The sequence below is a fragment of the Oceanicaulis sp. genome (genome assembly GCF_965249665.1).
Classification (GTDB): Bacteria; Pseudomonadota; Alphaproteobacteria; order Caulobacterales; family Maricaulaceae; genus Oceanicaulis.
In genome coordinates, this window is sequence record NZ_OZ252247.1 from 1,009,572 (window position 1) to 1,033,572 (window position 24,001).

General features: G+C 62.3%; 28 protein-coding genes and 1 tRNA gene. 13 read left to right on the top strand and 16 right to left on the bottom strand.

What is annotated here, in order from left to right:
• The first annotated feature begins 22 nt into the window (after positions 1-22).
• From ACP154_RS04715 to ACP154_RS04725, 3 genes are read left to right on the top strand one after another with little or no spacing between them, the layout of a single operon-like run.
• Positions 23-1,372 carry a dihydrolipoyl dehydrogenase family protein gene (locus tag ACP154_RS04715; RefSeq protein ID WP_421856132.1) on the top strand — a complete coding sequence of 450 codons (1,350 nt, stop codon included), beginning with the start codon at positions 23-25 and terminating at the stop codon, positions 1,370-1,372.
• A gap of 29 nt (positions 1,373-1,401) precedes the next feature.
• Positions 1,402-2,928 carry a PAS domain-containing sensor histidine kinase gene (locus ACP154_RS04720; protein WP_421856129.1) on the top strand — a complete coding sequence of 509 codons (1,527 nt, stop codon included), beginning with the start codon at positions 1,402-1,404 and terminating at the stop codon, positions 2,926-2,928.
• Positions 2,925-3,554 carry a response regulator transcription factor gene (locus ACP154_RS04725; protein WP_421856126.1) on the top strand — a complete coding sequence of 210 codons (630 nt, stop codon included), beginning with the start codon at positions 2,925-2,927 and terminating at the stop codon, positions 3,552-3,554. The genes ACP154_RS04720 and ACP154_RS04725 overlap by 4 nt, the downstream gene beginning before the upstream one ends.
• Here ACP154_RS04725 and ACP154_RS04730 read toward each other — a convergent pair.
• The 6 genes from ACP154_RS04730 to ACP154_RS04755 form a co-directional block, all read right to left on the bottom strand.
• A complete protein-coding gene (locus ACP154_RS04730; protein WP_107711881.1) occupies positions 3,547-3,966 on the bottom strand; it encodes a DUF1330 domain-containing protein in 420 nt (139 codons plus the stop codon). The genes ACP154_RS04725 and ACP154_RS04730 overlap by 8 nt on opposite strands.
• Before the next feature lie 62 nt (positions 3,967-4,028).
• Entirely contained in the window at positions 4,029-4,784 is a 756-nt protein-coding gene (locus ACP154_RS04735; protein WP_421856123.1) for an SDR family NAD(P)-dependent oxidoreductase, read from the bottom strand.
• Positions 4,785-4,831: 47 nt separating this feature from the next.
• Positions 4,832-5,275: a response regulator gene (locus ACP154_RS04740; RefSeq protein ID WP_421856120.1), complete on the bottom strand. Its 444-nt coding sequence runs from the start codon at positions 5,273-5,275 to the stop codon at positions 4,832-4,834.
• 50 nt (positions 5,276-5,325) lie between these two features.
• Positions 5,326-6,258, bottom strand: coding sequence for a bifunctional methylenetetrahydrofolate dehydrogenase/methenyltetrahydrofolate cyclohydrolase FolD (folD, locus tag ACP154_RS04745; protein WP_421856117.1), 933 nt, complete (start codon positions 6,256-6,258; stop codon positions 5,326-5,328).
• Between the two features lie 172 nt (positions 6,259-6,430).
• On the bottom strand, positions 6,431-6,745 hold the full coding sequence (locus ACP154_RS04750; protein WP_107711885.1) for a YggT family protein: 315 nt from the start codon (positions 6,743-6,745) through the stop codon (positions 6,431-6,433).
• Between the two features lie 88 nt (positions 6,746-6,833).
• Positions 6,834-7,940 carry a sensor histidine kinase gene (locus ACP154_RS04755; RefSeq protein WP_421856114.1) on the bottom strand — a complete coding sequence of 369 codons (1,107 nt, stop codon included), beginning with the start codon at positions 7,938-7,940 and terminating at the stop codon, positions 6,834-6,836.
• 112 nt (positions 7,941-8,052) lie between these two features.
• Here ACP154_RS04755 and ACP154_RS04760 point away from each other — a divergent pair.
• Positions 8,053-8,128: transfer RNA gene (locus ACP154_RS04760), tRNA-Ala, on the top strand.
• Positions 8,129-8,146: 18 nt separating this feature from the next.
• Here ACP154_RS04760 and ACP154_RS04765 read toward each other — a convergent pair.
• A complete protein-coding gene (locus ACP154_RS04765; protein WP_421856111.1) occupies positions 8,147-10,219 on the bottom strand; it encodes a [FeFe] hydrogenase, group A in 2,073 nt (690 codons plus the stop codon).
• Positions 10,220-10,370: 151 nt separating this feature from the next.
• Positions 10,371-11,189, bottom strand: a complete 819-nt coding sequence (locus tag ACP154_RS04770; RefSeq protein WP_421856108.1) for a MipA/OmpV family protein — start codon at positions 11,187-11,189, stop codon at positions 10,371-10,373.
• A 100-nt stretch (positions 11,190-11,289) separates the two neighbouring features.
• Between ACP154_RS04770 and ACP154_RS04775 the strand changes: the two genes are divergently transcribed.
• Positions 11,290-11,748 carry a hypothetical protein gene (locus ACP154_RS04775; RefSeq protein WP_421856105.1) on the top strand — a complete coding sequence of 153 codons (459 nt, stop codon included), beginning with the start codon at positions 11,290-11,292 and terminating at the stop codon, positions 11,746-11,748.
• Between the two features lie 17 nt (positions 11,749-11,765).
• On the opposite strand, the gene ACP154_RS04780 is transcribed toward ACP154_RS04775, so the two are convergent.
• Entirely contained in the window at positions 11,766-12,059 is a 294-nt protein-coding gene (locus tag ACP154_RS04780; RefSeq protein WP_421856103.1) for a 4a-hydroxytetrahydrobiopterin dehydratase, read from the bottom strand.
• A 135-nt stretch (positions 12,060-12,194) separates the two neighbouring features.
• On the opposite strand from ACP154_RS04780, the gene ACP154_RS04785 reads away from it, so the two are divergent.
• Positions 12,195-12,467 (top strand): histidine kinase, encoded by a 273-nt coding sequence (locus ACP154_RS04785; protein ID WP_107713611.1) that lies wholly within the window; start codon positions 12,195-12,197, stop codon positions 12,465-12,467.
• Here ACP154_RS04785 and queG read toward each other — a convergent pair.
• From queG to ACP154_RS04800, 3 genes are read right to left on the bottom strand one after another with little or no spacing between them, the layout of a single operon-like run.
• Positions 12,464-13,582 carry a tRNA epoxyqueuosine(34) reductase QueG gene (gene queG / locus ACP154_RS04790; RefSeq protein WP_421856100.1) on the bottom strand — a complete coding sequence of 373 codons (1,119 nt, stop codon included), beginning with the start codon at positions 13,580-13,582 and terminating at the stop codon, positions 12,464-12,466. The genes ACP154_RS04785 and queG overlap by 4 nt on opposite strands.
• Before the next feature lie 2 nt (positions 13,583-13,584).
• Positions 13,585-14,262 (bottom strand): glutathione S-transferase family protein, encoded by a 678-nt coding sequence (locus ACP154_RS04795; RefSeq protein WP_107711900.1) that lies wholly within the window; start codon positions 14,260-14,262, stop codon positions 13,585-13,587.
• A gap of 31 nt (positions 14,263-14,293) precedes the next feature.
• Positions 14,294-15,274, bottom strand: coding sequence for a cation diffusion facilitator family transporter (locus tag ACP154_RS04800; RefSeq protein WP_421856096.1), 981 nt, complete (start codon positions 15,272-15,274; stop codon positions 14,294-14,296).
• 101 nt (positions 15,275-15,375) lie between these two features.
• On the opposite strand from ACP154_RS04800, the gene ACP154_RS04805 reads away from it, so the two are divergent.
• Positions 15,376-16,176, top strand: coding sequence for an undecaprenyl-diphosphate phosphatase (locus ACP154_RS04805; RefSeq protein ID WP_421856093.1), 801 nt, complete (start codon positions 15,376-15,378; stop codon positions 16,174-16,176).
• Between the two features lie 3 nt (positions 16,177-16,179).
• Here the strand turns inward: ACP154_RS04805 and ACP154_RS04810 are convergent, their stop codons facing one another.
• On the bottom strand, positions 16,180-16,926 hold the full coding sequence (locus ACP154_RS04810) for a LolA family protein (protein WP_421856090.1): 747 nt from the start codon (positions 16,924-16,926) through the stop codon (positions 16,180-16,182).
• Positions 16,927-17,074: 148 nt separating this feature from the next.
• On the opposite strand from ACP154_RS04810, the gene ACP154_RS04815 reads away from it, so the two are divergent.
• From ACP154_RS04815 to ACP154_RS04840, 6 genes are all read left to right on the top strand, one after another.
• Complete coding sequence (locus ACP154_RS04815) at positions 17,075-17,863, top strand: thioesterase family protein (RefSeq protein WP_421856087.1); 789 nt, start codon at positions 17,075-17,077, stop codon at positions 17,861-17,863.
• 4 nt (positions 17,864-17,867) lie between these two features.
• Positions 17,868-18,491 carry a DUF2244 domain-containing protein gene (locus ACP154_RS04820; protein WP_421856084.1) on the top strand — a complete coding sequence of 208 codons (624 nt, stop codon included), beginning with the start codon at positions 17,868-17,870 and terminating at the stop codon, positions 18,489-18,491.
• A gap of 22 nt (positions 18,492-18,513) precedes the next feature.
• Positions 18,514-19,386, top strand: coding sequence for a methylated-DNA--[protein]-cysteine S-methyltransferase (locus tag ACP154_RS04825; protein WP_421856081.1), 873 nt, complete (start codon positions 18,514-18,516; stop codon positions 19,384-19,386).
• 10 nt (positions 19,387-19,396) lie between these two features.
• Entirely contained in the window at positions 19,397-19,951 is a 555-nt protein-coding gene (locus tag ACP154_RS04830) for a hypothetical protein (protein WP_421856078.1), read from the top strand.
• Between the two features lie 21 nt (positions 19,952-19,972).
• Positions 19,973-20,437 carry a VOC family protein gene (locus tag ACP154_RS04835; protein ID WP_107711907.1) on the top strand — a complete coding sequence of 155 codons (465 nt, stop codon included), beginning with the start codon at positions 19,973-19,975 and terminating at the stop codon, positions 20,435-20,437.
• Between the two features lie 103 nt (positions 20,438-20,540).
• Positions 20,541-20,846 carry a hypothetical protein gene (locus ACP154_RS04840; protein ID WP_421856075.1) on the top strand — a complete coding sequence of 102 codons (306 nt, stop codon included), beginning with the start codon at positions 20,541-20,543 and terminating at the stop codon, positions 20,844-20,846.
• A gap of 2 nt (positions 20,847-20,848) precedes the next feature.
• Here ACP154_RS04840 and ACP154_RS04845 read toward each other — a convergent pair whose 3' ends face one another.
• The 3 genes from ACP154_RS04845 to dnaJ form a co-directional block, all read right to left on the bottom strand.
• On the bottom strand, positions 20,849-21,892 hold the full coding sequence (locus ACP154_RS04845) for a hypothetical protein (RefSeq protein WP_421856072.1): 1,044 nt from the start codon (positions 21,890-21,892) through the stop codon (positions 20,849-20,851).
• The gene (gene dapB, locus ACP154_RS04850) at positions 21,885-22,703 is read right to left on the bottom strand and encodes a 4-hydroxy-tetrahydrodipicolinate reductase (protein ID WP_421856070.1); all 819 of its coding nucleotides are present in this window, start codon (positions 22,701-22,703) and stop codon (positions 21,885-21,887) included. Before dapB ends, ACP154_RS04845 begins: the two co-directional genes overlap by 8 nt.
• Before the next feature lie 75 nt (positions 22,704-22,778).
• Positions 22,779-23,963 (bottom strand): molecular chaperone DnaJ, encoded by a 1,185-nt coding sequence (gene dnaJ / locus ACP154_RS04855; RefSeq protein ID WP_421856067.1) that lies wholly within the window; start codon positions 23,961-23,963, stop codon positions 22,779-22,781.
• Between the last annotated feature and the right edge of the window lie 38 nt (positions 23,964-24,001).

A 24,001-nucleotide genomic window follows, 5' to 3' on the forward strand; every position in this document is an offset into this window, starting at 1 on the left:
ACACACATTGCGAGACTGACCCATGACCCAACACTCAGACCTTCTGGTTCTCGGCACTGGAAACGCCGGCATGGCCGCCGCCGGAATCGCACATCGCGAAGGCAAATCCGTCACCTTGATTGAATCGCGTGACGTAGGCGGCACCTGCGCCATTCGCGGCTGCGTCCCCAAGAAAGTGCTGGTCGCCGCCGCCGCCAGTCTGGATGTCATCGCCCGCGCGGGCGAGCACGCCATCACCACGGGCGAGGTCCAGCTCGACTGGCCGGCCCTGATCCGGCGCGAGCGCACATTTGTGGACGGCGTGCCGGATATGTTCAAATCCTCGATCCTCAATCGAGGCATGACGCTTGTCACAGGCAAGGCGGCCTTCATCGGCCCAAACGCTGTTGAGGTGGAGGGCGAAACCTATACGGCCGACAAGATCGTCATCGCCACCGGATCCGAGCCTGCAGTCCTGCCGATCAAGGGCTGGTCGCATACAGTGACCAGTGACGACTTGCTGACGCTGGAAACCCTGCCGGATGAAGTGATCTTCATTGGCGGCGGCGTCATCGCACTTGAATTCGCCCATGTTCTGATCCGCGCTGGCGCACGGGTGACAATCCTGGAAGCGGCGCCGCGGGTTCTGCCGCGTCTGGATCCGGACATGGTGGAGACGCTGGTGGACTACACCCGCAGCCTGGGCGTCACGATCCATACCGGCGTTACGGTCCAGTCCATTGATCAAGACGATGACGCCTTTCTGGTTGAGACCGTCATCGGCGATGAAACCGTCGTGTTGAACGCCGATCTGGTGGTCAATGGCGCCGGGCGTCGCCCGGCGGTTGAATCGCTGGATCTTAAAGCGGGCGATATCAAAGCGGATCGCGGCCGCATTGAGGTGGACGCCCATTTGCGCAGCGTCTCAAACGACAGCGTCTATGTAGCGGGCGATGCGCTGGCGACCTCGCCTCAGCTCAGCCCGGTCGCCAGTTATGAAGGTCGGATTGCTGGCGAAAACGCCATTACGGGTGCGAACGCCAAACCCGATTATTCAACAATCCCGTCAGCTGTCTACACGGTCCCCGCGATCGCCAGCGTCGGTCTGGATGAAGCTGCGGCCAGGGCGGCAGGCTATGATCCGGTCGTGAAAGTCAACGATTTGCGCGACTGGCGCTCCGCCAAGACCTATGCTGAGGCCATCGCGTTCTCCAAGGTGCTGATTGACCCACAAACCGGACACATTCTGGGCGCGCATCTGGCCGGGCATGGCGCGGAAGAAGTGATCCATCTGTTCACCCTCGCGATGAAGACCGGTTTGACCGCGACCGATCTGGCGACCATGACCTATGCGTATCCAACCTTCTCGTCAGATTTGAAGTTTCTGGTCTAAAAAGACCGTCAGAGGGGTATGACATACGCATGTCTGACACACACCAAACCTCGGACGACAATCCGGCTGACGTGTTCCGCCGCCAGCGCGATCTGATCTTGATGGCGTCTGGCGACGGGATTTACGGGATTGACGAACATGGGATCTCAACGTTCGTGAATCCCGCAGCCGCGCGCATGTCAGGTTATTCGGTAGAAGAGATGCTGGGCCGCAACCTGCATGAGCTGGTGCACCATACCCATGCTGACGGCCGGCACTTTCCCAGTTGCGAATGCCCCATCCACGAGGCCACACGCGACGGCAAGATCCACCGGATCTATGACGATGTGTTCTGGCGCAAGGATGGCACGCCCTTCCCGGTGGAATATGTCAGCACGCCGATTTGGGATAACGGCCGGATCGCGGGGGCGGTGGTGTCGTTTCGCGATATCACAGAACGCAAACGCGCCGAGCAGGACTTGCGCGACAGCGAGCAGCGCTATCGCGCCATGTTTGACGGCTCAAACGCCGCCGGCTTCCTGATCGATGCGGAGACCTGCTTCGTCCTCGATGAGAACAAGCGAACGTGTGAGCTGTTCGGCTATAGCGAAGCGCAATTACGCATGTTGCGCGCCGAAGACCTGTTTGTCGGCGCGCCCGGTGAAATCGAGGCCTTCTGGCGCAAGGTCCAGCGCGAGGGCGCGGCGGAAACCGAAACGCCGTTCGCGGTCACAGTCGATGGCGACCGCATTCCCGTGCGATTGTCCGCCAGCCGCATCCGATACGCCAACCGGACCGGGCTGTTGGTTCTGGCCACCGATCTGAGCGTCCGGCGCGAGATTGAAGCGCGCGCGCGGGCGTTGCAAAGCGAACTGCACCATGTCTCCCGCGTCAGCGCCATGGGGGAGATGGCCTCGGCCATGGCGCATGAGCTGAACCAGCCTTTGTCAGCGGTGATGAACTATCTCGCCGCCGCGCGCCGCCTCTCAAAAACCGAGTTTGACGGCGAATCCCGCACCCTTCAAATGGTCGAGAAGGCGATCTCACAAGCGTCCCGCGCCGGTGAAATCATCCGCTCCTTGCGCACCTTCCTCGACAAGGGGGAGTCAGAGACCGAGTTCGCCAGCCCCTATGATGTGATCCATGACACGCTGCCCCTGATCGAGCCGGCGATCGCCGCCGCCGGATTGTCCCTGTCGTGCGAGCTGGATCCGGACGCGCCGCATACCTTGCTGCAGCGGGTCAATATTCAGCAAGTCTTGCTCAACCTGATCCGCAACGCCGCCGAAGCCATGAGCGAACAGGGGCAGGGCGTCATCAATGTGGCGTGCTGGAGCAGCAATGAGCAGATCTGGGTCGAGGTCGCCGACCAGGGCCCCGGCCTGTCGCGCGCCCAGCAGGCGAAACTGTTTCAGCCCTTCAACACCAGTAAATCCGATGGCATGGGCGTGGGTCTGTCGATCTGCCATTCCATCATCTCAGACCATGACGGCGAAATCCATGCAGAGAACCGCCCCGATGGCGGTGCAGTCTTTCGCTTCTGCCTGCCCGTCATTACGCCAGGAGACCGAGCATGACCGATATCACCCCCTTCGTGTACGTGGTTGATGATGACGCCGCCGCCCGCGAATCCCTGGAGGCGCTTCTGCTCTCCGCCGGTCATGAGGTGAAGACCTTCGACAGCGGCGAAGCCTTCCTCAACGACTATGCGCCCGACTGGGCGGGCTGCGCGGTGCTGGATGTGCGCATGCCGGGCCTCTCGGGTCTGCAGGTTCAAGAAGAACTCAGCGCACGCAATTCCACCTTGCCCGTGATCATTGTCACCGGGCATGGGGATTTGCCCATGGCTGTACGCGCCATGCAGGCTGGCGCTCTCGACTTCATTGAAAAGCCGTACGAAGAAGAGCGCCTCTTTGAAAGCGTCGAGCTGGCGCTGCAAGCGGGCCAGGAAAAAGCTGAAGCTAGCCAGGCGCTGGCGTCCCTGGCCGAGCGATTTGAACATCTCACCCCGCGCGAATCCGAAGTCCTGATCGAAGTCGCCGCAGGTCACCCCAACAAAGTGGTGGCGCACAAGCTGGGCATCAGCGCCCGGACGGTGGAGATTCACCGGGCGCGCGTGGTGGAGAAGATGCAGGCGCGTAGCCTGTCGCATCTGGTGCGGATGGCGATGCAGCTGGGTCTTCTCAAAGACGGTCTCAGCTGAATTCCGAGATCAGATCCAGCGGTTGGTGCCGCACCAGACGGCTGTCGAGCACAGCCGCTTGTCGGTGCGGCACAGCCTCACCTTGGTAGACGGGATCGGTCACCATCTCCAGAAAGGCAGCGGCATTGGGATAGGCGGCGACAAATGACAGGTGCCAGCTCTCATCTGACGGACCGATCAAGGTGAGTTGCGGCGCGCCGCGCCAGACAATCGTACCGCCCACACGTTTGAAAATCGGGCCTGAGGTCTGACCATAGGTCTTGTAGGCCTCAAACCCGCTCACATCGCGCCCATCGGGATAAGCGGCTTTTTCACGCAATCGCAACAGGTTGAGCATGTGAATCGGTTCGTCGCGCGGCAAATCCTTGAACAGCGCGAACGCTTCGCGAGCGGGGTCGATGTGTGGTGTCATAATGTCCTCCCTGAATGCGTCAGGCAGGAAGGAAAACCGCTCCAGGCAAAAAGCTCAAGCGCTTAAGGGTCGATAATCTCGGCCGCCCAGTCAAAAACGCAGCCGCTCTGATCCGCTGTCACCTGATCGACGACCTCCAGCAAACGGGCAGCGCTGAATTCGGGCGTGAATAGCTTTCCATCGGGCACATTGCCCTGAAAAGGCTCTGACAGGGACGTGTCCACCGTACCGGGATGCAAGCCGATGCAGGCGGCGTGGGGGCGTTTACGCGCGAGCTCTATGGCGCAGGTTTTCAGGATCTGGTTCAACGCCGCCTTGGAGGCGCGATAGCTGTGCCAGCCCCCCAGGCGATTGTCCGATATGGAGCCCACGCGCGCTGAAAGAGCCGCGAACACAGCCTTCTCCGGAGCGTCTTTGTTGCCTCGCGCCAGCGTGTCCAGAGCGCTGCGCGCCACCAGAGCCGGGCCGAGCGTGTTGACTTTGAACACGTCCATCATGTGATCGGCATCAATCTGGCGCCAGGATTTTTCAGGCCCGCGCCCCGCGCCATCCACCAAAACCCCGCTGGCGACGATCACCAGATGAAGCGGACCATCCTCAGCGGCCGCCCCGACCGCATCTTCAACAGAGTTCGGATTGTCATAGTCCATCGACAAGGGCCGGACGCCCGCGATATCGACGCCCGTGCGGCTGGCTGCAAACACTGTTGCACACCTTGGATGAGCCACAAGCTGCGTGGTGAGAGCCCGCCCCACGCCACCGGACGCACCCACGATCAGGGCGCGAAATCCGTCTGGAAATGTCGCTAAATCAGTCATGGATCCGCAGATAGGCCCTGCGCCTTCTACGTCCAGTCACCTACAGGTCAGATCTCGTAAGTTCCTGATGAATCATCAAGATCAATACCTTCGTCTTGTCCCTGCGCCGTGCTTTTAACCCAGAACAGCAATTCCTGGCTTTTCTCGTCGAGATCTCTGTTCAGGAAATCATTCTTGTCGAGGAATTTCACCTGATCGCCGGTGCCATGGGAGTCCACGCCTGCTGATCCGCTCAGCACCAGAATCGGCGTCCCCTTGGCCTGCTGCTCGAGCAAACTGACCGTCTCATTGGGGCGCGTGGAGTCGGGCAGCCGCAAATCCGCGATGATCAGGTCATAGGAATTGCGAGACAGCTTGAAGCGCGCATCCCGCAGTGTCCGGACGACCTGAAGCTCCATGTCGTAGCCGCCCGCATCGCACAGCACATGCTGGAGCAGCATCGCGTCTGCGAAGTCATCTTCCACATGAAGAACCGACAAGGGCTGCGGCATCACTCTCTCCTGCTAGGCGCTAAACTACTGGATGCATGCTTAAGCAGACTTTAACCCGGCAAAACATCTTTGACGCTATCTGGCACAGATACATGCGCACGCCTGGCGGCAGCAGCGACCGTGTTTGCAAGCAGCATGGCGATCGTCATCGGCCCCACGCCCCCGGGCACCGGTGTGATGAAACCTGCGGTTTTAATAGCCTGATCAAAATCCACATCGCCCACGAGGCGGGATTTACCCGCCTCGCCCTCGACGCGGTTGATGCCGACGTCAATGACGCAAGCGCCGGGTTTGATCCAGTCGCCCTTGACCAGATTGGGACGTCCGACCGCCGCGATGACAATGTCCGCCTGCCGGCAGACTGCGGGCAGGTCCTGCGTGCGCGAATGGGCGAGAGTGACGGTGCAGTTTTCCGCCAGGAACAACAGCGCCGCCGGTTTTCCCACCAGGATCGAGCGCCCGATGACCACCACGGATTTGCCCGTCAAATCACCGAGCGCCTGCTTGGCCAGGAAGACGCTGCCTGACGGCGTGCAGGGCCGCATGCCGGGCGCGCCCAGCACCAAGGCGCCGGCGCTTTGAGCCGTCAGCCCGTCCACATCCTTGTCCGGGCGGATGGTCTGGACGACTTCGGTTTCATCAAGGCCTTTCGGCAGGGGCAATTGAACCAGAATCCCGTCGACCTCATCGTCCGCATTCAGGGCCTGCACCAGAGCGACGACGTCGGCCTGACTGACGTCGGCAGGCAGGCGGTGCTCCACCGAGCGCATGCCCGCGGCTTCGGTGCGGCGGCCCTTGTTGCGCACATAGACCTGGCTGGCGGGGTCATCGCCCACCAGAACAACAGCCAGACACGGCGGTCGGCCCAAGGCGGCTTCAAGCTGGCGCGCACCCTCAGCGGCGGCGGCGTCAACGGCGGCGGCGGCGGCCTTGCCGTCAATCAGCTTGGCGGCCGCGTCGGAGGACGTGATGATGTCGGTCATGGAGCGGGGTCATGAAGCATGGCCGTGACGGCGTCAAGCAGCGCCTTTGTCTCATCAGACGCGCCCGCCCATCGGCGCCCGCGCACACGCTTGCAAACCGGCGCGCGACGCTTTGGGCTGAACCCTGACGAACTGGCGTACGCCGCCTTGTTCCGCCCGAGCGGGCAGACCGCTAGGCGAGGCGGGGGAAGATTTGTCCAAGGATCAGCCAGTTGCGCACAAACATGATCAACAACAGCAGCACAAGCGGCGACAGATCCAAACCGCCCAGAGGCGGCAGAAAATTACGGATGGGACGCAGCAACGGCTCTGTAAGGGTGCTCGTCAGCCGCCAGATGGTGCTGACAAGCTGGTTGTGCGCGTTGACCACGTTAAACGAGATGAGCCAGCTCAGGATCACTCCGACAAAGATGACATAGACCAGCAATTGCAGCGGGATCAGGAGGAACAGGTAAACCAGGACCTGCGCCAGAGACATGTGTTCCATGGATATCAGCGCTCGCGTTCAGAACTCTCTTCACTGAATGCTGGTCTAGCCTTCACCGGCCCGCGCTGACAAGCGGCTTCGGTCGTCCTCAAGGCGCAGCGGGCAGCGTGAACACAAACCGCGCCCCGGAGTCATAGTCCGCATCAAGCCAAATTCGCCCGCCAGCCGCCTCGACAATCTGTTGGCAGAGCGCCAGCCCCAGCCCGACGCCCTCTACCGGACCGGAGGACATGCGGAACAGGACGTCGAAAATCATTTCGCTTTGGCGCGGATCAACGCCAGGACCTTCATCCTCGATAACGATCTCCACCCAGCCGTCTTTGGCGTCCCGCGCATAAAGCCTGATAACCGGCGGATCCTTGGAGAATTTCAACGCATTCTCGACCAGATTATGCATGACCATCGAGACAAGCGGCTCATCCCCCCAGACAGATGGCATGGGCGCGACTTCAATCACCGCTTTCTGGCTTTCGATGTCCAGCTCCAGATCCTTGCGAACCGAAGCGAGAATGTCGCGCAACTCCAGCCGGGAGGGCGCATGCGTCGCACTGATCGCACGCACATACTCCACAAGAGCGTCCGTCAAGCTCTGCATCCGAGTTACAGACGCATTCAGACGCCCCAGATAGTCACGACCGGCGGGCGTAAGCCGGTCGCCCTCCTCGCGCTCAATCAGGCCCGCGAAGACTGAAATATGACGCAGCGGGGCGCGCAGATCATGCGATGCAGCTGTGGCGAAGCGCTGGAGTCCCGCATGCGTCCGGTCCAGCTTCGCCTGTAAAGCCTGAAAATCGGTGCGGCTGACCATATTGACCGGCGTCAGCCGTCGCTCCTGCGCCATGGCCAGCATTTGCGGCAGCCAGTACCAAAGCAAAAGCGCGCCGCAGAGACCGAACGCCGCGCTGACCAATCGGATGATAGCGTCCAGGCGCGGATTCGGCATCCCGGCAGACACCAGTCCCACCAAATGCGCCAGCGAGGCCACACACGCCAAGACAATCACAATGCGCACCATTTTCAGGCGCAGCAGTTTTTTGTTCCGCCGAATTTGCCAGATCAGCGTGCCGGCGATCAGAGCATAGGCGCTAAACACCAGCCCGTGCGTCATCATCTGGAAGATCAGCGGCACCGCCCCATCTCCCATACCGGCTTGGTGAAGCACAGCTTCACCGGAAATCCCTGACCCCTCACCCATGGCGCATGTTTTATAACGAAGTTCCGTTTACGCAAACGTCAATCATCCACGACGTTTCTCGAAATCCTTGACATGATCAGGCAGGATTCTTACTTCACATCCGCTCAGGAACGGGGCCGTAGCTCAGTTGGGAGAGCGCGTCGTTCGCAATGACGAGGTCAGGGGTTCGATTCCCCTCGGCTCCACCATTTCCTTCCCAAGCCTCGTCAATCTACACGCCGAACCAGCGATTTGATCAAAGTCGCAGACCGGATTTTTCCCGGCGCCCTAGCGAGCTCGAGTTCAAACCGGCAGCGATGACCGTCAGGCGTCACGACAGTGAGATCATCGCCATCAGCGGGAGACGCCATCTGGTGCCGCGCGAACTCGGGGCCAAATTTTCGCGGCGGCAATTGGCTGCTGATAAACGCCTCAATGCGTTCAGCGCCGTGAATGTCTCCGTAAGGCGACGCGGTCGACCAGACCCCGTCAGGATGAAACAAAGCCGCCGCTGAACGCCCGTCGCGCCGGTCAACGCAGTCGAGAAACTGCATCAGCGCAGCCCGTTTGGAGCGTCTTTCGGCATATCGGGTGTGGAGCAGGGCATGGGCTGCGGCTGAATTGGGACGCCCCAGCTCTTCAGCATAGAGCGCCTGAACGTCGGGATTCTCAAAAGACCGTCGCCGCGGCGCCTGTCCATCCACCGCATAGACCGCCTGCGCGCGCTTTTTGAGGATGTCCGGATCCATGGACTTGGGCTCGCCGCCCCCGCCCAGGCAGCCGCCAACGCACGCCATGACCTCTATGGCGACATACTGATCACGCCAGTTCTGGGTTTGCAGCAGACGCTGGGCGACGGCGATGCCATTGCACACGGCGACAGCGCCGACGCCTGGAATCTGCGCGGTTTTCACGCCTTCATTCACGCCGCGCAGCGGGCGCCAGTCAATCGCGGGCGCCGCTTCAGGATCGACAAGATGCGCCGCCGTGCGCGCCATCGCCTCCATCACGCCGCCCGACGCGCCGAAAATTTGCGCTGCGCCCGTACTCTCGCCCAGCGGATTATCAAACTCGCCATCCTCTTCCAGAGCGCCAAAAGCGATGCCGCGCGAGCGGATCATCCGCGCCAACTCGCGCGTGGTCAGCACATGGTCCACATCGCCAGACTGGCCCGGGCGCGCCGCCTCATCTTTCTTGGCCGTGCAGGGCATGACGCTGACCACATAAGGTTCTTTGGCGCCGTCGGCGTATTCGGGGCCTAAAGAACGCGCGAACCGGCTGCGCTTGGACAAAGCGCCATGCATTTGTTGCGGCGATTTTGTCGTGCTCAGATGCGGCAGCAGGTCTGGCCGATGCAATTCCACCCAGTTCACCCAGCCCGGACAACACGACGTGAACAATGGCAAATCGGTCTGGGCCTGTATCCGGGCCAGAAGCTCTGACCCCTCTTCCATGATTGTCAGATCCGCTGCGAAATTGGTGTCAAAGACATAGTCAAATCCCAATTGCCGCAACGCGTTGATCAGTCGGCCGGTGCTGACCGTCCCTGGCTTGAAGCCAAACTCTTCACTGATCGCGATCCGCGTCGCCGGCGCGACCTGAACCACAGAGATTTGCTGACGGGAATCGAGCCGCCTGAGCACCTCATGCCAGTGCGGCGCCTCGATCAACGCGCCGACCGGGCAGACAAGCGTGCACTGACCACAGGATATGCAATCGGTCTCTTTCAACGTCTGATCAAAAACGGTGACAGGTCGGCGTTCCTCACCGCGCTCGGCGAACCCGATCACTTGCAGTTGCTGCCCCGGTTCGCCACACGCCTCTGCGCACAGACCGCACTCAATGCATTTGGACAGGTCTCGCCAGATGCTCGGCGAGGTATGGTCGGTCAGATCTGGATCATGCGCGTCAGGCGCCCCGCCAGCGCATGCTGGCCAATGTGTCTCCCATTCATGCTCGCGCACCAGGCGTTGGAGCTGGCAGGCGCCGCTCACCTCGCACTGCAGGCAGTCATTGGGATGGCGCGCCAACAGCCATTCGGCATTGGTCTGTCGAAACGCGCGCAGGGCGTCCGTTTCTGTTTCGACCTGGTCCCCGTCTCTGATCAAAGTGACGCAAGCTGGCTGTGGCTTGGGATCGCCATTGATCTCCACAAGGCACATACGGCAGACCGCATGAGAAGGCAGCCCCGGATAGCTGCATAGCGTCGGGATCGAAACGCCAACCGCGCGCGCCGCTTCAAGCACGGTCACCCCTGCTTCAAGCTCGACAGTGCGTCCGTTGACCATCAGCTTGATCATTCTGGCCTCAAGACCACCTCACAAAACCCTTCTCAGTGTAAGGGATTGAACGCGACTTCGCCATGTTTTCAATCTGACCATGAGATCTGCATACGAAAACGCCCCCGCAGACAGGGCTGCGGGGGCGTTTCACACTGTCTGAGGCGTGTGTCTAGAACCGCCGTCCCAGCGCCAGACCCAGGAAGACCTGATCTTCACTGCCGCGCTCGGTCACAATGGGGCTGTCGGCGTAATCACCCAGTAGCCGCGAATAGCCAGCCACGCCTGTCACAGACCAGTTGCGGGACACAGAAACGTCCACAATTGCGGTCAGGCCCACATCCCGGACGCCGCCCTCGGCCGTGTACAACGCCAGGCCGGTCGCAGCCGCGTCCACAGCATCCACAGAGAACAGGGTGTCGGCGTAATCATCGGAGAATCCGCTGGCGGACAGAGACAAGGCTGCGAACACGCCGCGCGAGACCATGACGCCGTAATCGGCGGAAGCGCTCCAGGCGAGGCCGTCAAAATTACCCAGCGCATCCGCGCCCAGATCAACGCCGAGGCCGAACCGGTCACGCTCGGTCAGAACGCCTTCAGCGACCGTCAAGCGCGCATACCCGCCCGCAATCAGGGAGGAGTCCACGTCGCGCATGCGGTCGACAATCTCGTCTTCCACATCGTCGCGGCCGCCCGACCAGCGCACATAGGCGCCAAATGCCCAAGGCCCGGTCTCGTAAAGAGAGGCGGCCAAGCCCGGCCCCTGGGTTCGGAAGGAAATCCCGCCCAGCTCAAACCGCGCCGCACCAAAGGGTATGACGCGATACTCGTCAGAGCCGGCGTAATCGGGCAGCATCGCCGCACCGGCGGCGATGTAATTGGTCGGCACGGGGCTGGCTTGTGAGCCCTCGGCGATCTGAGCCTGAGCTGCGCTCGTTCCAATCAGGGCCAATGCGCCCAGAACCAATGCGGATGAGATACCGTTTTTCATTCCATTCCCCTCAGGGCGTAAGCACGCACAACTTCGCAGCATGCCACGCCGGTTTATACAACCATACTGTTTCTTTACCTCGATGTGTCATTACGAGGGTATGAAACGTCTGGATCAAATTCTGCGTTTGCTCGCCGTGTGCGCCCTGTTATGCGCTGCGCCCGCCCAAGCGCTGGGCGCCGCGCCTGCAACGCCTGCACCGGAGGCGGCGCCCGAAGAATCGCTAGGACGTTCGCTCAGCCATGCGCGCAGCTATGTCCGGATCGAGCCGATCCGGACTTCGGTGCAAGCCGATTATCGCATGCGGGGTCTGCTGCAAGTGGGTCTGGCGCTTGATGCCCCGCACAGCCGGACGCGTCAGACCATCGCCGAACGCCAGCTCTGGCTCCGCGACGCATATTCCCAGGCCATGCTGCTATATTCAGGCCGCATGTATCGCTGGGGCGATATTCCCGACGCAGACGCCATCGCCCGCCTGCTGCAAGCGGAAACCGACCGCCTGATCGGGCCGGGACAGGCGACGGTCGTGCTCGACACCGTGATCATTCACGCCAATTGAGGGCCTGAGCGACAGTCTCAGGCGTTCAGGATCGCAGCGCGCGCTTCAATAAAGCGCGCCAGCTCCACATCCAGTTCGGTGACGCCCTCGGCGTCATGCGTAGACAGCGTCACATCCACAGTGTTGTAGACATTGAACCATTCTGGATGGTGGTCCATCTGCTCGGCCTTCATCGCGACCTGGGTCATCAAGGCGAAAGCACTTTTGAAATCAGAAAACTTGAAGACTTTGCGCACGGCGTCGCGGTCGTCCACCGCCGTCCAGCCGTCAAACTGTGTGAGAAAAGCGTCTGCGCCGATCTTGTCCGCCATGGTGTCCTCCTGAGCTGTTGAGAGGGAAGCTGGCCGCAATCGGTCCGCGCTTCAAGGGCCAGACCCTGCGTTTACGAAAAATGAGGGGGTTAGGGCATAAACTTCGCCACCTGATTGCAATTCACGGAGGCGGACATGACGCGCTATCTGGTGTCGCACGAAAACCCGACCGGCCGAAAGCTGGAAGACATCCTGATGGAGCTGCGGGCGGACGTTCTCATTCGCTGCACCAAGATCTCCAGCGATGAACGCCCCGAAGCCCTGCATGTGCTGGCGAATAACGTCAAAGTGCTTGAGCACCTCACGGAAGCGATCGAACTGGCCCAGGATTCAACCCAGCTTCTCAACCGCGCCTTTGGGCCCAGTGAAGCGGACAAGGGCGGCCCGCCGCGCATTGGGGAAGCCTAGACCTGCGCCCATTCCGCGGCGACATCCGGATCTGGCTCCATAGCGCGGCGCCGCGCTTTCTCGGCGGCGAAGCGCTTGGCGTCCAATCGCCCCAGCGCCCAGATCGCAGCGCCGCGCACCAGCTCTGACGGATCATCGAGCAAGTCAGCGGCCCGCTCGGCCAGCGCTGGCTCGCCAGAATTGCCAAGGGCGATCAAGACATTGCGCACGAAGCGATCCCGACCGATCCTTTTGATTGGCGACCCTTTGAAGAACGCCCGAAACCCGGGATCATCAAGCTGAACCAGCTCTGCGAGCTTCGGCCCGGTCAACGCCTCGCGCGGGTGAAACGCAGCTTCTGAACTGGCTTGCGCGAACTTGTTCCACGGACAGACCGCCAGACAATCATCACAGCCATAGATCCGGTTGCCCATCGCGGCGCGAAACTCAACCGGTATCGGGTCTTTATGCTCGATCGTCAGATAGGAGATGCAGCGCCGCGCATCGATCTGATAAGGCGCGGGAAACGCGTTGGTCGGGCAGATATCAAGACAGGCCCGGCACGAGCCGCAATGATCGGTTTCCGGCGCATCTGGCGTCAGCTCGGCGGCGGTTAGCATCACGCCTAAAAACAGCCAGCTGCCATGGCTGCGGCTGACGAGATTGGTGTGCTTGCCCTGCCAGCCAAGCCCGGATTTGTGCGCCAGCGGTTTTTCCATCAAAGGCGCGGTGTCCACAAACACCTTCACCTCCGCGCCGGTTTCATGATGAAACGCGCCGGCGAAGCGCTTGAGGCGCTTTTTCAGGATGTCGTGATAATCCTTGTTCTGGGCATAGACGCTGATCGCGGCTTCATCCGGGCGCTCAAGGATCTCCAGCGGGTCGCGCTCGGGTCCGTAATCGAGCCCCACAACAACCGCCGATTTCGCGTCCGGCCACATGGCCGTGGGGTGGCTGCGTCGCTCCAGCGTGTCTTCCATCCACGCCATCTCGCCATGACGGCCCGCTTCAACGAACTCGCGCAAGCGCGCGCCCGCCTCCCAGGGGTCATCGGCGCGGGTGACGCGCACCACGGAAAAGCCGGCCTCCAGCGCCAGCGCCTTGACCCGCTCGGCCTTCTCTTCAGGCGCTGACATGCTCAGAAATCCAGATCCTGATAGCCGTCCACGGGCGGACAGCCGGGCAGGCGATCCGCAAGGATGGCGCGAAAGGCGGGGCGGCATTTGATGCGCTGATACCAGGCCTTGGCGGCAGGAAAATCATCCCACGGCACATCCCCGAGATAATCGACGCACGACAGATGCGCGGCCGCGACGAGATCGGCCAAGGTGTAGCGCGGCCCGGCCAGACCGTCGCGCTGGTCGAGGAGCCCGCACATATAATCGAGGTGCCAGCGCAGGGCGTCCCGCCCGATGCGGATCGCTTCCATATCCGGCGCGCCCAGAGACTGCACGCGCTTTTCGAGCTTTTCATGCAGCAGATAGGCGTTCACCTCGGCGGAGAACTTCACGTCAAACCAGGCTGCGAGACGCCGCGCCTCGGCGCGGTCCGCAGGACCGCCCGGCAACAAGGCAGGCTCGGGATGGGTTTCTTCAAGATATTCCAGGATCGCTCGGCTCTCACACAGGGCGGTGCGGCCCTTTTCAGTCTCTTCGACCAGGACCGGCGGCAGGCCTGTGGGATTGAGCGCCAGCAGGTCGTCAGGCGCGTCCCAGAACCGTTGGTACTCGGTCTCGAAATCGAGCTTTTTCTCCGCCAGAGCGAGGCGGACCTGTCGGGACCAGGGATCGAGGGGCCAATGGTGCAAAATACGCATGACGACACCCTAACGCGGATCGCGATACGGCTTAAGCCGGTTCATCGGCTGGACCTGCACTCGCCTGACCCTCATCGTCGAAATACGCATTGCCATGTGGCGCGGCGCGGCCTTTGGGATCTGGATGAATGAGCACATCCGCCGCAGGGTAAGCGCCCATCACCCGCGCCTCCGCCGCCACCAGAATGGCGTGGGCCTGGGTGAGGGTGAGGTCCGGATCGAGCTCCATATGCATCTGGATATGGATGAAGGGACCTGACGCACGCGTGCGCAGGTTATGAACCCCCAGAACGCGCACATCGTCGGCGGCGAGCGCCATGATCTGTTCACGCTCTTCATGGGGCAGTTCATGATCCATGAGGGACCCGATCGCATCGCGCCCCACCTCGAACGCTGTCCAGAACAGCCAGAGCACGACGATGAAGCCCATTATGGGATCCGCCCGCTCCCAGCCCGCCAACGCCAGGACCAGGCCGCCGATGACCACCATGTTCGAGCCCAGATCCGCGAAATAGTGCGCCCGATCACCCGACACGGCCAGCGAACCGGTCTGCTTCACAGCGCGGGTCTGCATGTACACCAGACCCAGAGTGAGCACGATGGACAGCCCCATCACCGCCAGCGCCAAGGGCCCCGCCTCAATCGGTTGCGGATCCCGGAAACGGTTCCAGGATTCGTAGATCAGATAACTGGCTGACAGCGCCACCAGCAGGGCCTGGAGCAGGCTGGCGAGCGCCTCCGCCTTGCCATGACCATAGCGATGTTCGTTGTCCGCTGGGCTCGCGGCATAGCGCACGGCGAAAAACGTTGTCAGGGACGCCACCAGATCAAGCCCGGAATCCGCCAGGGACGCCAACATCGCCACAGAGCCGGACGCGATCCAGGCGGCCAGCTTGGCGATCACCAGCGTCGCCGCCACCATGACCGACAGGCGGGTCACCTGACCGGTGATCTTCTGCGCCTCGGCGGGCGCCATTTTGCCCGGGCCTGCATCCAGCGCGTCATGCGCCATGGCGGTCTGTCCTTATCTGTTTTCCAAGAGGGATTGGCTCTTGGCGATCTGTTCAATCACGCGCACTCTGCGTCGCGTCAATCGCGGGGGAGCGACGCACCATGGGTCTTCTACATCTCATTATTCTGGCGATCGTCCAAGGGATCACCGAATTTCTCCCCATTTCATCCTCCGCCCATCTCATTCTCGCGCCTCAAATACTGGGAGACGCCGATCAGGGGCCGCTGATCGATGTGATGGCGCATCTGGGAACGTTGTTCGCGGTCCTTGTCTATTTCCGCGCCGATGTCGCAAACGTGGTCACCGGCAAGCTGGCGTTGTTGCAAGGACGGATGACGCCTGGGGGCAAGCTGGCGCTGTTGATCGCGATCGCCACCCCGCCGGTGCTGATTGCGGGCGGCGGGCTTTATGTCTCCGGCATGGCGGATGCGTTGCGCTCGCCTCTGGTGATCGCCTGGGCGACGCTGATTTTAGCGCTGCCGCTCTGGCTGGCCGACCATTTCGGCAAACAGACTGTGACCACCGAAACGCTGAGCTGGCGCGGCGCGGCGCTGATCGGGCTGGCGCAGATGTTCGCCCTGATCCCAGGCTCCAGCCGGTCGGGCGTGACCATGACCGCAGCGCGCGCCCTGGGCATGACGCGCAGCGAGGCGGCGCGCTTTTCCATGTTGATGGCGGTGCCGGTGATCGCAGCCTTCGGCCTTCTGGCTGTGATCGAGCTGGCGCGCGGGGCGGACACCGCCCATTCACTGATCGACGGGCTGATTGTCGCCGCTTTGTCCTTCTTCGCCGCGCTCGCGTCTATCGCGGTGCTGATGCGGGTGGTGGACCGGTTGGGTTTCCTGCCCTTCGTGATCTACCGGCTGGGCCTGGCGGCCTTGCTGTTCTGGTGGGCGCTTTAACGCCTAGCGGCCCCGGCGGCGGCGATCATCGCCGCCCATTACGTCTTCATCATCCAGGATGAACCGGCGTGGGCTGATCCGCATGCCGGTTTCGATCTCGCTGAGGCGCACTTCGGTCATGCCGCCCATGGCGTCCACCGTATACCAGCCCGCCAGCATCATCGCGTTTGGAGCGGCGTCCGGGTCTGCATCGTCAAACACCAGGGTCAGGCGGCCTTGAACCTCACCATCAGGATCTTCGAACGTCACATAGAGCCGACCCTCATAGCGGCCGGCGTCCTGAACCACGCCTGCATCGGCCAGGTCGAGCTCGTCTTGAAGCAGAAACCGCAAGGGGGTGGCGCCAATGGGCGCGCGATCAATGGTCTCAAGGGCGAAATCGGCGATAGCGACGGTTGACCCGTCCGCCACGACCAGAACCGGATTGGGATCATCATAATCAAACCGGGCGCGGCCGGGACGATCGATTTCAAGCACGCCGGAGGTTTCAGAATTATCGGCGGCGATCTGGTCAAACCGGGCGCGCAAGGTGTCGAGCCCTTCCAGCCAGGCCTGAGCGCGCGCAGCGCCAGCCTGAGCGCTGATCTGGCCGGGCGCGGCCTCGACCGCTTGCGGTTCGGGCAACGCCTCGTCAGCAACGGCAGGGGCCTGGGTTTGCGCTTCAGCAGCAGCGTCCAGAGAATCTTCGGTCGCTTGAGCGCCCGTGAACAGGCTCAGCGCGGCGGAGAGGAGGAGTGCGGTTGTGTTCATAGCCTTTGTCTAGACCCTGAATTGGGCGTGAGAAAGGCCGGAGCGTTCAGATTCGCGTCAGATATCAGCACCTCGCTTGCACGCCCTGGCGGAACCCGGTCTTATGCCGCCCCGATTGAACAGCGTTCACTGCGACAGGATTGCGCCCATGTCCCTTGCTGAAATGATGACCAAAGCTCGCCCGACCGAGGCCGGGTTCACTCTGGACGTTCCCGAGAGCTGGAAACAGGGACGAACGGTCTATGGCGGGCTTAGCGCTGCGCTGTGTTTGCATGGCGCCCTGCCTCATGCGGGCGGGCGACCGCTACGCAGCGCGCAGATCAGCTTTGTCGGCCCCAGCGAAGGTGAAATCGAGGTGACGGCGGAAAAACTGCGAGAGGGCCGCACCGCATGTTCGGTGCGCAGTCGGCTCACCAGCCAGGCGGGGATCGGGCTTGAAACCGTCTTTACATTTTGCGGCGAACGCGAGTCCGCATTGTCGCTGGACCCAGCGCCCATGCCCGCGCGTGCAACGGCGCCAACCGAAGCCAGCGAACGTTTGACCTTCCCCGAAGGCGCGCCAGGCTTCACCCGCAATTTCGACTTCATCTGGGCAGGCGGCGGCATACCGTTCCTGAAGTCTGGCAAGGCGGTGGTGCGCATGTGGGCGCGTCATAAAGACCGCGCCTCACGCACGCATCCGCTCAGCCTGATGTGCATTGGCGACGTGTTGCCGCCCGCATTGACCCCCATGCTGGACACGCCCACCCCGCTATCCTCGATGACCTGGATGATGGATTTGCTGACGGATGCGCCCGAGACGGCTGATGGCTGGTGGCTGCTGGAGTGCCGCGCCGATCATGTGCGCGGCGGGCTATCGACCCAAGACATGACAATCTGGAACACGGAGGGCGCTTGCATGGTCAAGGGGCGGCAAATGGTCACCGTTTTCGCCTGAGTGTGTGGCGCTCACGGCCCTGAACTGGCCAAGGCGGACCCCGCGCCCTATTTTGCCGGACATGGAACGCCGCCGGATTTATGAGACCTGGCCTGCAGACCCTTCAGCCCCGCCGCTGGCTGAAGACGAAACACTGTTCATGGATGCGCAGGTCCGGCCCAACCGCTCCTTGCCCAATCCCGGCTTCATCGCCCTGATGATCGCTATGGGCGTGATCAGCTTTTCTGCAGGCATCGGCTTCATGCTGATGGGCGCCTGGCCCGTATTGGGCTTTTTCGGTCTCGATGTTTTCCTGATCTGGTTAGGCTTCAAACTGTCTTATCGCGACGGTCGGCGACTGGAGACCATCAAGATCACGCGCCGCGAAATTCGTATTATCCGGCGCTATCCAACCGGACACCTCACCCAGTTCATCCTGCCCAGCGCCTGGACCCGGGTCAGCGTCGAAGGTGAGGGCGAGCCGGATGTGCAAGCGCGACTGAGCGCCATGGGCAAAAGCCTGATCATCGGCAGCTGGCTGTCGCCCAAGGAACGCGAAAGCCTGGCGGACGCAGTTCGCACCGCTCTGGACAATGCACGCCGGGCGCGCGGCCCGCAACTGGCGCAAGAATCAGGTGGCGGCGCCTGAACGCGGGCTGCACAGTGCGCTCATGACAACTGATTTGCCTCTACTTGCTGATCCCGACAGCCTGCAGACCCGTGCAGCGGATTACGAGCGCGTGACCGCAGCGCTCGATTACCTGTCTGAGCATTGGCGCGACCAGCCCGACCTCGCCGCCGCCGCCCGGGCCGCCGGCCTGTCCCCGCATCATTTCCAGCGTGTCTTCACCCGCTGGACCGGCGCCAGCCCGAAAAAGCTCGTGCAAGCCCTCACCCACGCCAGCGCCCGCAAATTGCTGGTGGACGGGGCGAGCGTTCTGGACGCAGCGCTTGAGACCGGCCTGTCAGGCCCATCGCGCTTGCATGACATTTTCATTGCCGAGGAAGCCGCCACCCCCGGCGACGTGAAATCCGGCGGGTCCGGGCTCGATTTCAGATATGGCTTTGCGCCCTCGCCCTTTGGACGCGCGGTGTTCCTGATCGCGCCGCGCGGACTGTCCGGGCTGGCTTTCTGCAATCGTGGGGAAGAAGAGGACGCCTTTGATGATCTCGCCCGGCGTTTCCCGATGGCGCGCTATGAGCGCGATGATGCGCAGGCGCAAGACTGGGCGGGCCGGGTGTTTGACGCCGCTGCGGGAGAGACGCGCCTGCCGCTGGCGCTCTATGGCGCGCCCTTCCGCCGACAGGTCTGGCGGGCCTTGCTGGCGATTCCGCCTGCCCGCACTGTCAGCTATGGCGATATCGCTCGCGCAACCGGACGCGACAAAGCCGCACGCGCTGCGGGCGCAGCCGTGGGCGCGAACCCGATCAGCTGGCTAATTCCCTGTCACCGCGTGCTCGCCGCAGACGGTCGATTGACGGGGTATCACTGGGGTCTCGATCGTAAGCGCGCAATGCTCGCCTATGAGGCCGCGACAGGTTAAAACCCGTCCCATGTTTGATCTGTCGCTATACATTCTCGGGGGCGTTTTCGTCCTGTTCATCCTCGCCAGCCTGACTCGCTGGGCGGTCGCCGTACGTGGATTGACCCAGGAAGCGAGGCAGGAATACCAGACGCGATCCGCGGAAAAGCCCGCCAGCGTGCGCGGCGTGAGCCAAAACGAGTTTGTCCGCCTGTTCGTCTCCTGTTTTCAGCCGCGCTGGACGCTGTACGCCGCCGCCGCTGCTGCGGCCGCCATCATCGTCAGCCCCGCCGCGCTACTGGCGGTGCCGGCGCTTTATGATGTGATCTGGCGCACCAACGGGGCGCCGGACTGGGGCGGACGCACAGGCTATGTCTTCATGTTCTCGCTGTTCTTCGGCGTCGTGTTCATCTGGGCGGCGCTGGCGGCCTTCATCGCACGGCTGCACCATGTGCGAGCGCCGGAACCGTTCAATCACGCCCTGGCGCGGGCGCGCGGCGAACCGATTGAGGACACCGGATGGCGTCCGCGACCCAAATGGGCGCGCAAGATCAAGATCGACGGCGACGCTAAGACCGACAGCTAAGCCCCTCAAAAGGAGCCTCACATGCACTTTCTGCATTCGATGGTGCGCGTCACCGATATTGACGCCTCACTCAAATTCTATTGCGACGGTCTGGGCCTCAAGGAAGTGCGCCGCAGTGAGAACGAGGCCGGTCGCTTCACCCTCGTCTTCCTGGCCAGCCCGGATGATATCGCCAAATCGGGCGTGAACGCAGACTCCCAGCTTCTGCCCAAAGGCGCGCCGATGATCGAGCTGACCTATAACTGGGACCCTGAGCCCTATTCAGGCGGCCGCAATTTCGGTCATCTGGCTTATGAGGTGAAAGACATCTACGCCCTGTGCGCGCGCCTGGCTGCCATGGGTTATGTCATTCATCGCCCGCCGCGGGACGGCCGGATGGCGTTTGTCAAAAGCCCGGACGGCATTTCGGTGGAGTTGTTGCAGCAAGGCGAGGCGCTGGAAGCCTCAGAGCCTTGGGCCAGCATGGAAAACACCGGAAGCTGGTAACGGTCTCAGCGCTCAAAGGCCCGCTCGCAAGGCGGGCCTTTTTGCAGACCTCTTGACGTTTCACGATGTTCCGCTTATGTTCTACTTCATAAGGAGTGGAACAATGGCCTATGCAACCAAGTCTGCAGGGTATGCGCGCAACGCCGGCAAGCGCTGGCGCGGCGAGGATGTAAAACTGCTCAAGGCCCTCGCGCGACAGGGCGCCAGCCTGCGTCTGATCAGTTTGAAACTGGGCCGTCCTGACAGCGCCATTCGCGCCAAGGCGGCCGCGTTGGGCCTGACGCTCAAAGCGCCCGCCCCCATGGTCGCCCCGCCGCCCAGCCGCACGCTGACCCGTCTGCGGCGTCCCGCCCAGCGTATGGATTTTGAGACCCTGACCCGTCAACCGGATCTGTTCGGGCATGCCTGAATTCAGGAGACGCGGTTGAGCACAAGCTCCGCCGCCGCTGAGCCGAACCAGGCCAGCACCGGGATGAACCCGTACAGCGCCAGGCGTCGCGTCACAGGGGCAGAGATCGGCCAGATCTGCAACTTCTCCAGCCAGGTCTCATAGGCGATCAACTCTGACACAGCCAAGGCCTCATCAGAGGTCTCGCTCATCAAAGTGCGCGCGTGCGCCTGTATGCGTTCACGAACCCTGCCGAGCGCCGCGTCACGCACGCCAGCGGTCTTGGCCACAACCGGACCTATCGTGCTTGCGAACGCATAGCCCGCTGCGAGCAGGGCGAACCCCAGCGCTGTCGCCGAAATGAGTGCGGGCGTCGATTCCACAAAGAACAACAAGATGACCGCCGTCATCACCAGCCAGGCCAGCGCCCCGCGCAAGGCCAGTCGACCAAACACCTGATTACGCTCCAGATGCGCAAGATCGACCTGGAGGTGGCTTTCCACCAGGCGTTTCATCTCACGATCTTCATAGCGAACCATATAACCGCCTCGGGCCCCGAGTCCGAACACGACCGTATTCATGAACGCAAAGAAGGGCGCGATTGACGTCCAGTATTCGCGCCAGGGCAGGTTCGGCGGGTTCAGTAGCCAAAGATTGACCAACAAACCGACAATCGCCCCGACCGCGAAGGCGATAAGAGACGCCCGCGACTGCTGCCGTGTCGGCCCAATGGCGATCTGTTCGGCTTTGTCTTGACCATCCGCGTCCAGAACTGCACGCAACTGGGGCAAAGAGGCGCGCCACTGCGCCTGAGTGATCGCCGGCATGGTCGTCGCCACACCGAAAATCAGGCAGATGACCAGCGCCGCCCAGGCCGCCGGATTAAACCGCACGCCCTGATCCGCTGGCTCGATGATCGGCTGCCCCACCTGCACTGAGAGCAACAGATAAAGGCCATACAGGCTGAGGCTGACCAGCACCCCGTTCAGCACCGGGGGGAAAGGCGACATCTGGTGCAGCCGGACTTCCAGATACGGCCCGCGCAGCGTGTCAGTCTTATCAATCACCCAAAACGTCCTGCATGGAATACAGCCCCGGCGCCTTGCCCTTGATCCAGCGCGCCGCCTCCAGCGCGCCCTGAGCGAAGATAAACCGGTCATAGGCTTTGTGGGAAAGGCTCACCTCTTCGAACGCCGAGAGGAAGCGCGCCTCGTGTTCTCCCACCACGCCGCCGCCGCGAATGGCCGAAAACCCGATCGCGCCCATCGGACGATGCCCGTCATGGCGCGGTCTGTTGAATTGCGCGACGCTATCGAGATCCACGCCCCGCGCGCGGGCTGCTGTTTCGCCCAGGCTCAGGGCCGTCCCCGACGGCGCATCCGCCTTGCGCTTGTGGTGCGCCTCAATGATCTCGATATCAAAATGTTCCGCCGTCAGCGCCTTGGCCGCCTGAGCGAGCAGGCGTTCCACCAGCGCCACGCCAAGCGAGAAATTGCTCGCTTGCAGCACGGGGATGACTTCGGCGGCCTGATGCAGCGCCGCCTTCTGCTCGTCATCCAGTCCCGTCACACCGGTGACCAAGGCGCGATGGCCCATGGACGCCAGTCGCGGCGCGATCGCGCTTGTCACTTTGGGCAAGGACGCGTCGATCAGGACATCCGCCTGGTCCGCCGCCTGTTCCAGAGAGACGACAGCCTCGATCCCCATGAACCCGGCGGCGCACATCTCCCCCAGGTCTGCGCCCAGATTGGGAGAGTCAGAGCTGACCATGCCGCCGACCAACGACAGGTCATTGGCGCGGATCACTTCTGTCGCGATGGCGCGTCCCAACCGGCCGGAAATGCCGGTAACTGCGATATGAATGCTGGATTCTGACATGACGCCCCTCACAACCTAACGATTGGTCATCGCGCGATTGCGTGAAGAAAGCGTAACGCCCCTTAAACGCAGCGATCAGGTTTCGGGGCGCTGACCGTGTTCATCTTCGCCGTTGAGGTCATCCCAGAAGCGCCGAACCTTGTTAAAAAACCCGTCGCTCTCCGGATTACAGCCATCGCCGGAGATCTCGCAGAACTCGCGCAGGATTTCCTTCTGCCGCTCGGTCATCTTGCGCGGGGTCTCGACAAACAGCTCCACATACATGTCGCCGCGGGCGCCGCCGCCATTGAGCTTGACCATGCCCTTGTTGCGCAAGCGCATGCGCTCGCCGGTCTGGGCGCCCTCGGGAATGCGGATCTTGACCTTGCCGCCGTCTATCGTGGGCGCATCGATCTCCCCGCCCAGCGCCGCCGTGACCATGGAAACCGGCGCGCGGCAGTACAGATTGGGGCCGTCACGCTCGAACAAGTCATGAGATTGAACGGAAACGAAGATGTATAGATCGCCCTTGGGTCCGCCGCGTGCGCCCGCCTCGCCTTCACCGGCCAGGCGAATGCGCATGCCGTCTTCGACGCCCGCCGGAATCTGAACACGCAGATCGCGGGTCTTGCGCACCCGGCCCGCCCCGTCACATTCCTGGCAGGGCGTTTCAACATAAGAGCCGCGCCCGCCACAGGTCGGACAGGTCTGCTCCATGGTGAAAAAGCCCTGGGTGCGGCGGATACGGCCCGCGCCCCCGCAGGTTTCACACGTGGTGACGCCTGTGCCCGGCTCCGCGCCATCGCCGTCACAGCGCTCGCATGTCACAGTGGTGGGCACGCGGATATTGGCGTCCTTACCGTGATAGGCTTCTTCCAGGCTGATCTGCATGTCATAGCGCAGATCAGAGCCCCGAGCCGGTCCGGACCGACGCCCGCCGCCGCGGCGTCCGCCGCCCATGCCGAAGGCGTCGCCAAACACCTGTTCGAAAATATCAGCGAAATCCGCGGATCCGGCGCCGCCGCCGAACGGATGTCCGCCGCCTGCACCGCCTTGCTGGAAAGCCGCATGGCCCATGCGGTCATAGGCGGCGCGCTTGTCCTCTTCAGACAAGACGGAATACGCCTCACCCACTTCCTTGAACTTGGCTTCGGCTTCGGCGTCATCCGGGTTCTGGTCGGGATGATATTTCATCGCCAGCTTGCGATAGGCGGATTTGATCGCCTTCGCGTCCGCGTCCTTGGCGACGCCCAGAACCTCGTAATAATCGCGTTTGCTCATGCGTAGGGTCCGCTTGTTTGACGTTTAGACAGAAGCAA

What these genes read in the sequence shown, in the direction of transcription:
- ACP154_RS04735 (WP_421856123.1), bottom strand. Translation starts at nt 4,784, where the DNA reads ATGACTGATTTAGCGACATTTCCAGACGGATTTCGCGCCCTGATCGTG.
- dnaJ (WP_421856067.1), bottom strand. Translation starts at nt 23,963, where the DNA reads ATGAGCAAACGCGATTATTACGAGGTTCTGGGCGTCGCCAAGGACGCG.
- ACP154_RS04825 (WP_421856081.1), top strand. Translation starts at nt 18,514, where the DNA reads ATGACAACTGATTTGCCTCTACTTGCTGATCCCGACAGCCTGCAGACC.
- folD (WP_421856117.1), bottom strand. Translation starts at nt 6,258, where the DNA reads ATGACCGACATCATCACGTCCTCCGACGCGGCCGCCAAGCTGATTGAC.
- ACP154_RS04785 (WP_107713611.1), top strand. Translation starts at nt 12,195, where the DNA reads ATGACGCGCTATCTGGTGTCGCACGAAAACCCGACCGGCCGAAAGCTG.
- queG (WP_421856100.1), bottom strand. Translation starts at nt 13,582, where the DNA reads ATGTCAGCGCCTGAAGAGAAGGCCGAGCGGGTCAAGGCGCTGGCGCTG.
- dapB (WP_421856070.1), bottom strand. Translation starts at nt 22,703, where the DNA reads ATGTCAGAATCCAGCATTCATATCGCAGTTACCGGCATTTCCGGCCGG.
- ACP154_RS04830 (WP_421856078.1), top strand. Translation starts at nt 19,397, where the DNA reads ATGTTTGATCTGTCGCTATACATTCTCGGGGGCGTTTTCGTCCTGTTC.
- ACP154_RS04750 (WP_107711885.1), bottom strand. Translation starts at nt 6,745, where the DNA reads ATGGAACACATGTCTCTGGCGCAGGTCCTGGTTTACCTGTTCCTCCTG.
- ACP154_RS04810 (WP_421856090.1), bottom strand. Translation starts at nt 16,926, where the DNA reads ATGAACACAACCGCACTCCTCCTCTCCGCCGCGCTGAGCCTGTTCACG.
- ACP154_RS04730 (WP_107711881.1), bottom strand. Translation starts at nt 3,966, where the DNA reads ATGACACCACACATCGACCCCGCTCGCGAAGCGTTCGCGCTGTTCAAG.
- ACP154_RS04805 (WP_421856093.1), top strand. Translation starts at nt 15,376, where the DNA reads ATGGGTCTTCTACATCTCATTATTCTGGCGATCGTCCAAGGGATCACC.
- ACP154_RS04755 (WP_421856114.1), bottom strand. Translation starts at nt 7,940, where the DNA reads ATGGGTGAGGGGTCAGGGATTTCCGGTGAAGCTGTGCTTCACCAAGCC.
- ACP154_RS04800 (WP_421856096.1), bottom strand. Translation starts at nt 15,274, where the DNA reads ATGGCGCATGACGCGCTGGATGCAGGCCCGGGCAAAATGGCGCCCGCC.
- ACP154_RS04840 (WP_421856075.1), top strand. Translation starts at nt 20,541, where the DNA reads ATGGCCTATGCAACCAAGTCTGCAGGGTATGCGCGCAACGCCGGCAAG.
- ACP154_RS04835 (WP_107711907.1), top strand. Translation starts at nt 19,973, where the DNA reads ATGCACTTTCTGCATTCGATGGTGCGCGTCACCGATATTGACGCCTCA.
- ACP154_RS04815 (WP_421856087.1), top strand. Translation starts at nt 17,075, where the DNA reads ATGTCCCTTGCTGAAATGATGACCAAAGCTCGCCCGACCGAGGCCGGG.
- ACP154_RS04715 (WP_421856132.1), top strand. Translation starts at nt 23, where the DNA reads ATGACCCAACACTCAGACCTTCTGGTTCTCGGCACTGGAAACGCCGGC.
- ACP154_RS04770 (WP_421856108.1), bottom strand. Translation starts at nt 11,189, where the DNA reads ATGAAAAACGGTATCTCATCCGCATTGGTTCTGGGCGCATTGGCCCTG.
- ACP154_RS04740 (WP_421856120.1), bottom strand. Translation starts at nt 5,275, where the DNA reads ATGCCGCAGCCCTTGTCGGTTCTTCATGTGGAAGATGACTTCGCAGAC.
- ACP154_RS04780 (WP_421856103.1), bottom strand. Translation starts at nt 12,059, where the DNA reads ATGGCGGACAAGATCGGCGCAGACGCTTTTCTCACACAGTTTGACGGC.
- ACP154_RS04720 (WP_421856129.1), top strand. Translation starts at nt 1,402, where the DNA reads ATGTCTGACACACACCAAACCTCGGACGACAATCCGGCTGACGTGTTC.
- ACP154_RS04795 (WP_107711900.1), bottom strand. Translation starts at nt 14,262, where the DNA reads ATGCGTATTTTGCACCATTGGCCCCTCGATCCCTGGTCCCGACAGGTC.
- ACP154_RS04775 (WP_421856105.1), top strand. Translation starts at nt 11,290, where the DNA reads ATGAAACGTCTGGATCAAATTCTGCGTTTGCTCGCCGTGTGCGCCCTG.
- ACP154_RS04725 (WP_421856126.1), top strand. Translation starts at nt 2,925, where the DNA reads ATGACCGATATCACCCCCTTCGTGTACGTGGTTGATGATGACGCCGCC.
- ACP154_RS04765 (WP_421856111.1), bottom strand. Translation starts at nt 10,219, where the DNA reads ATGATCAAGCTGATGGTCAACGGACGCACTGTCGAGCTTGAAGCAGGG.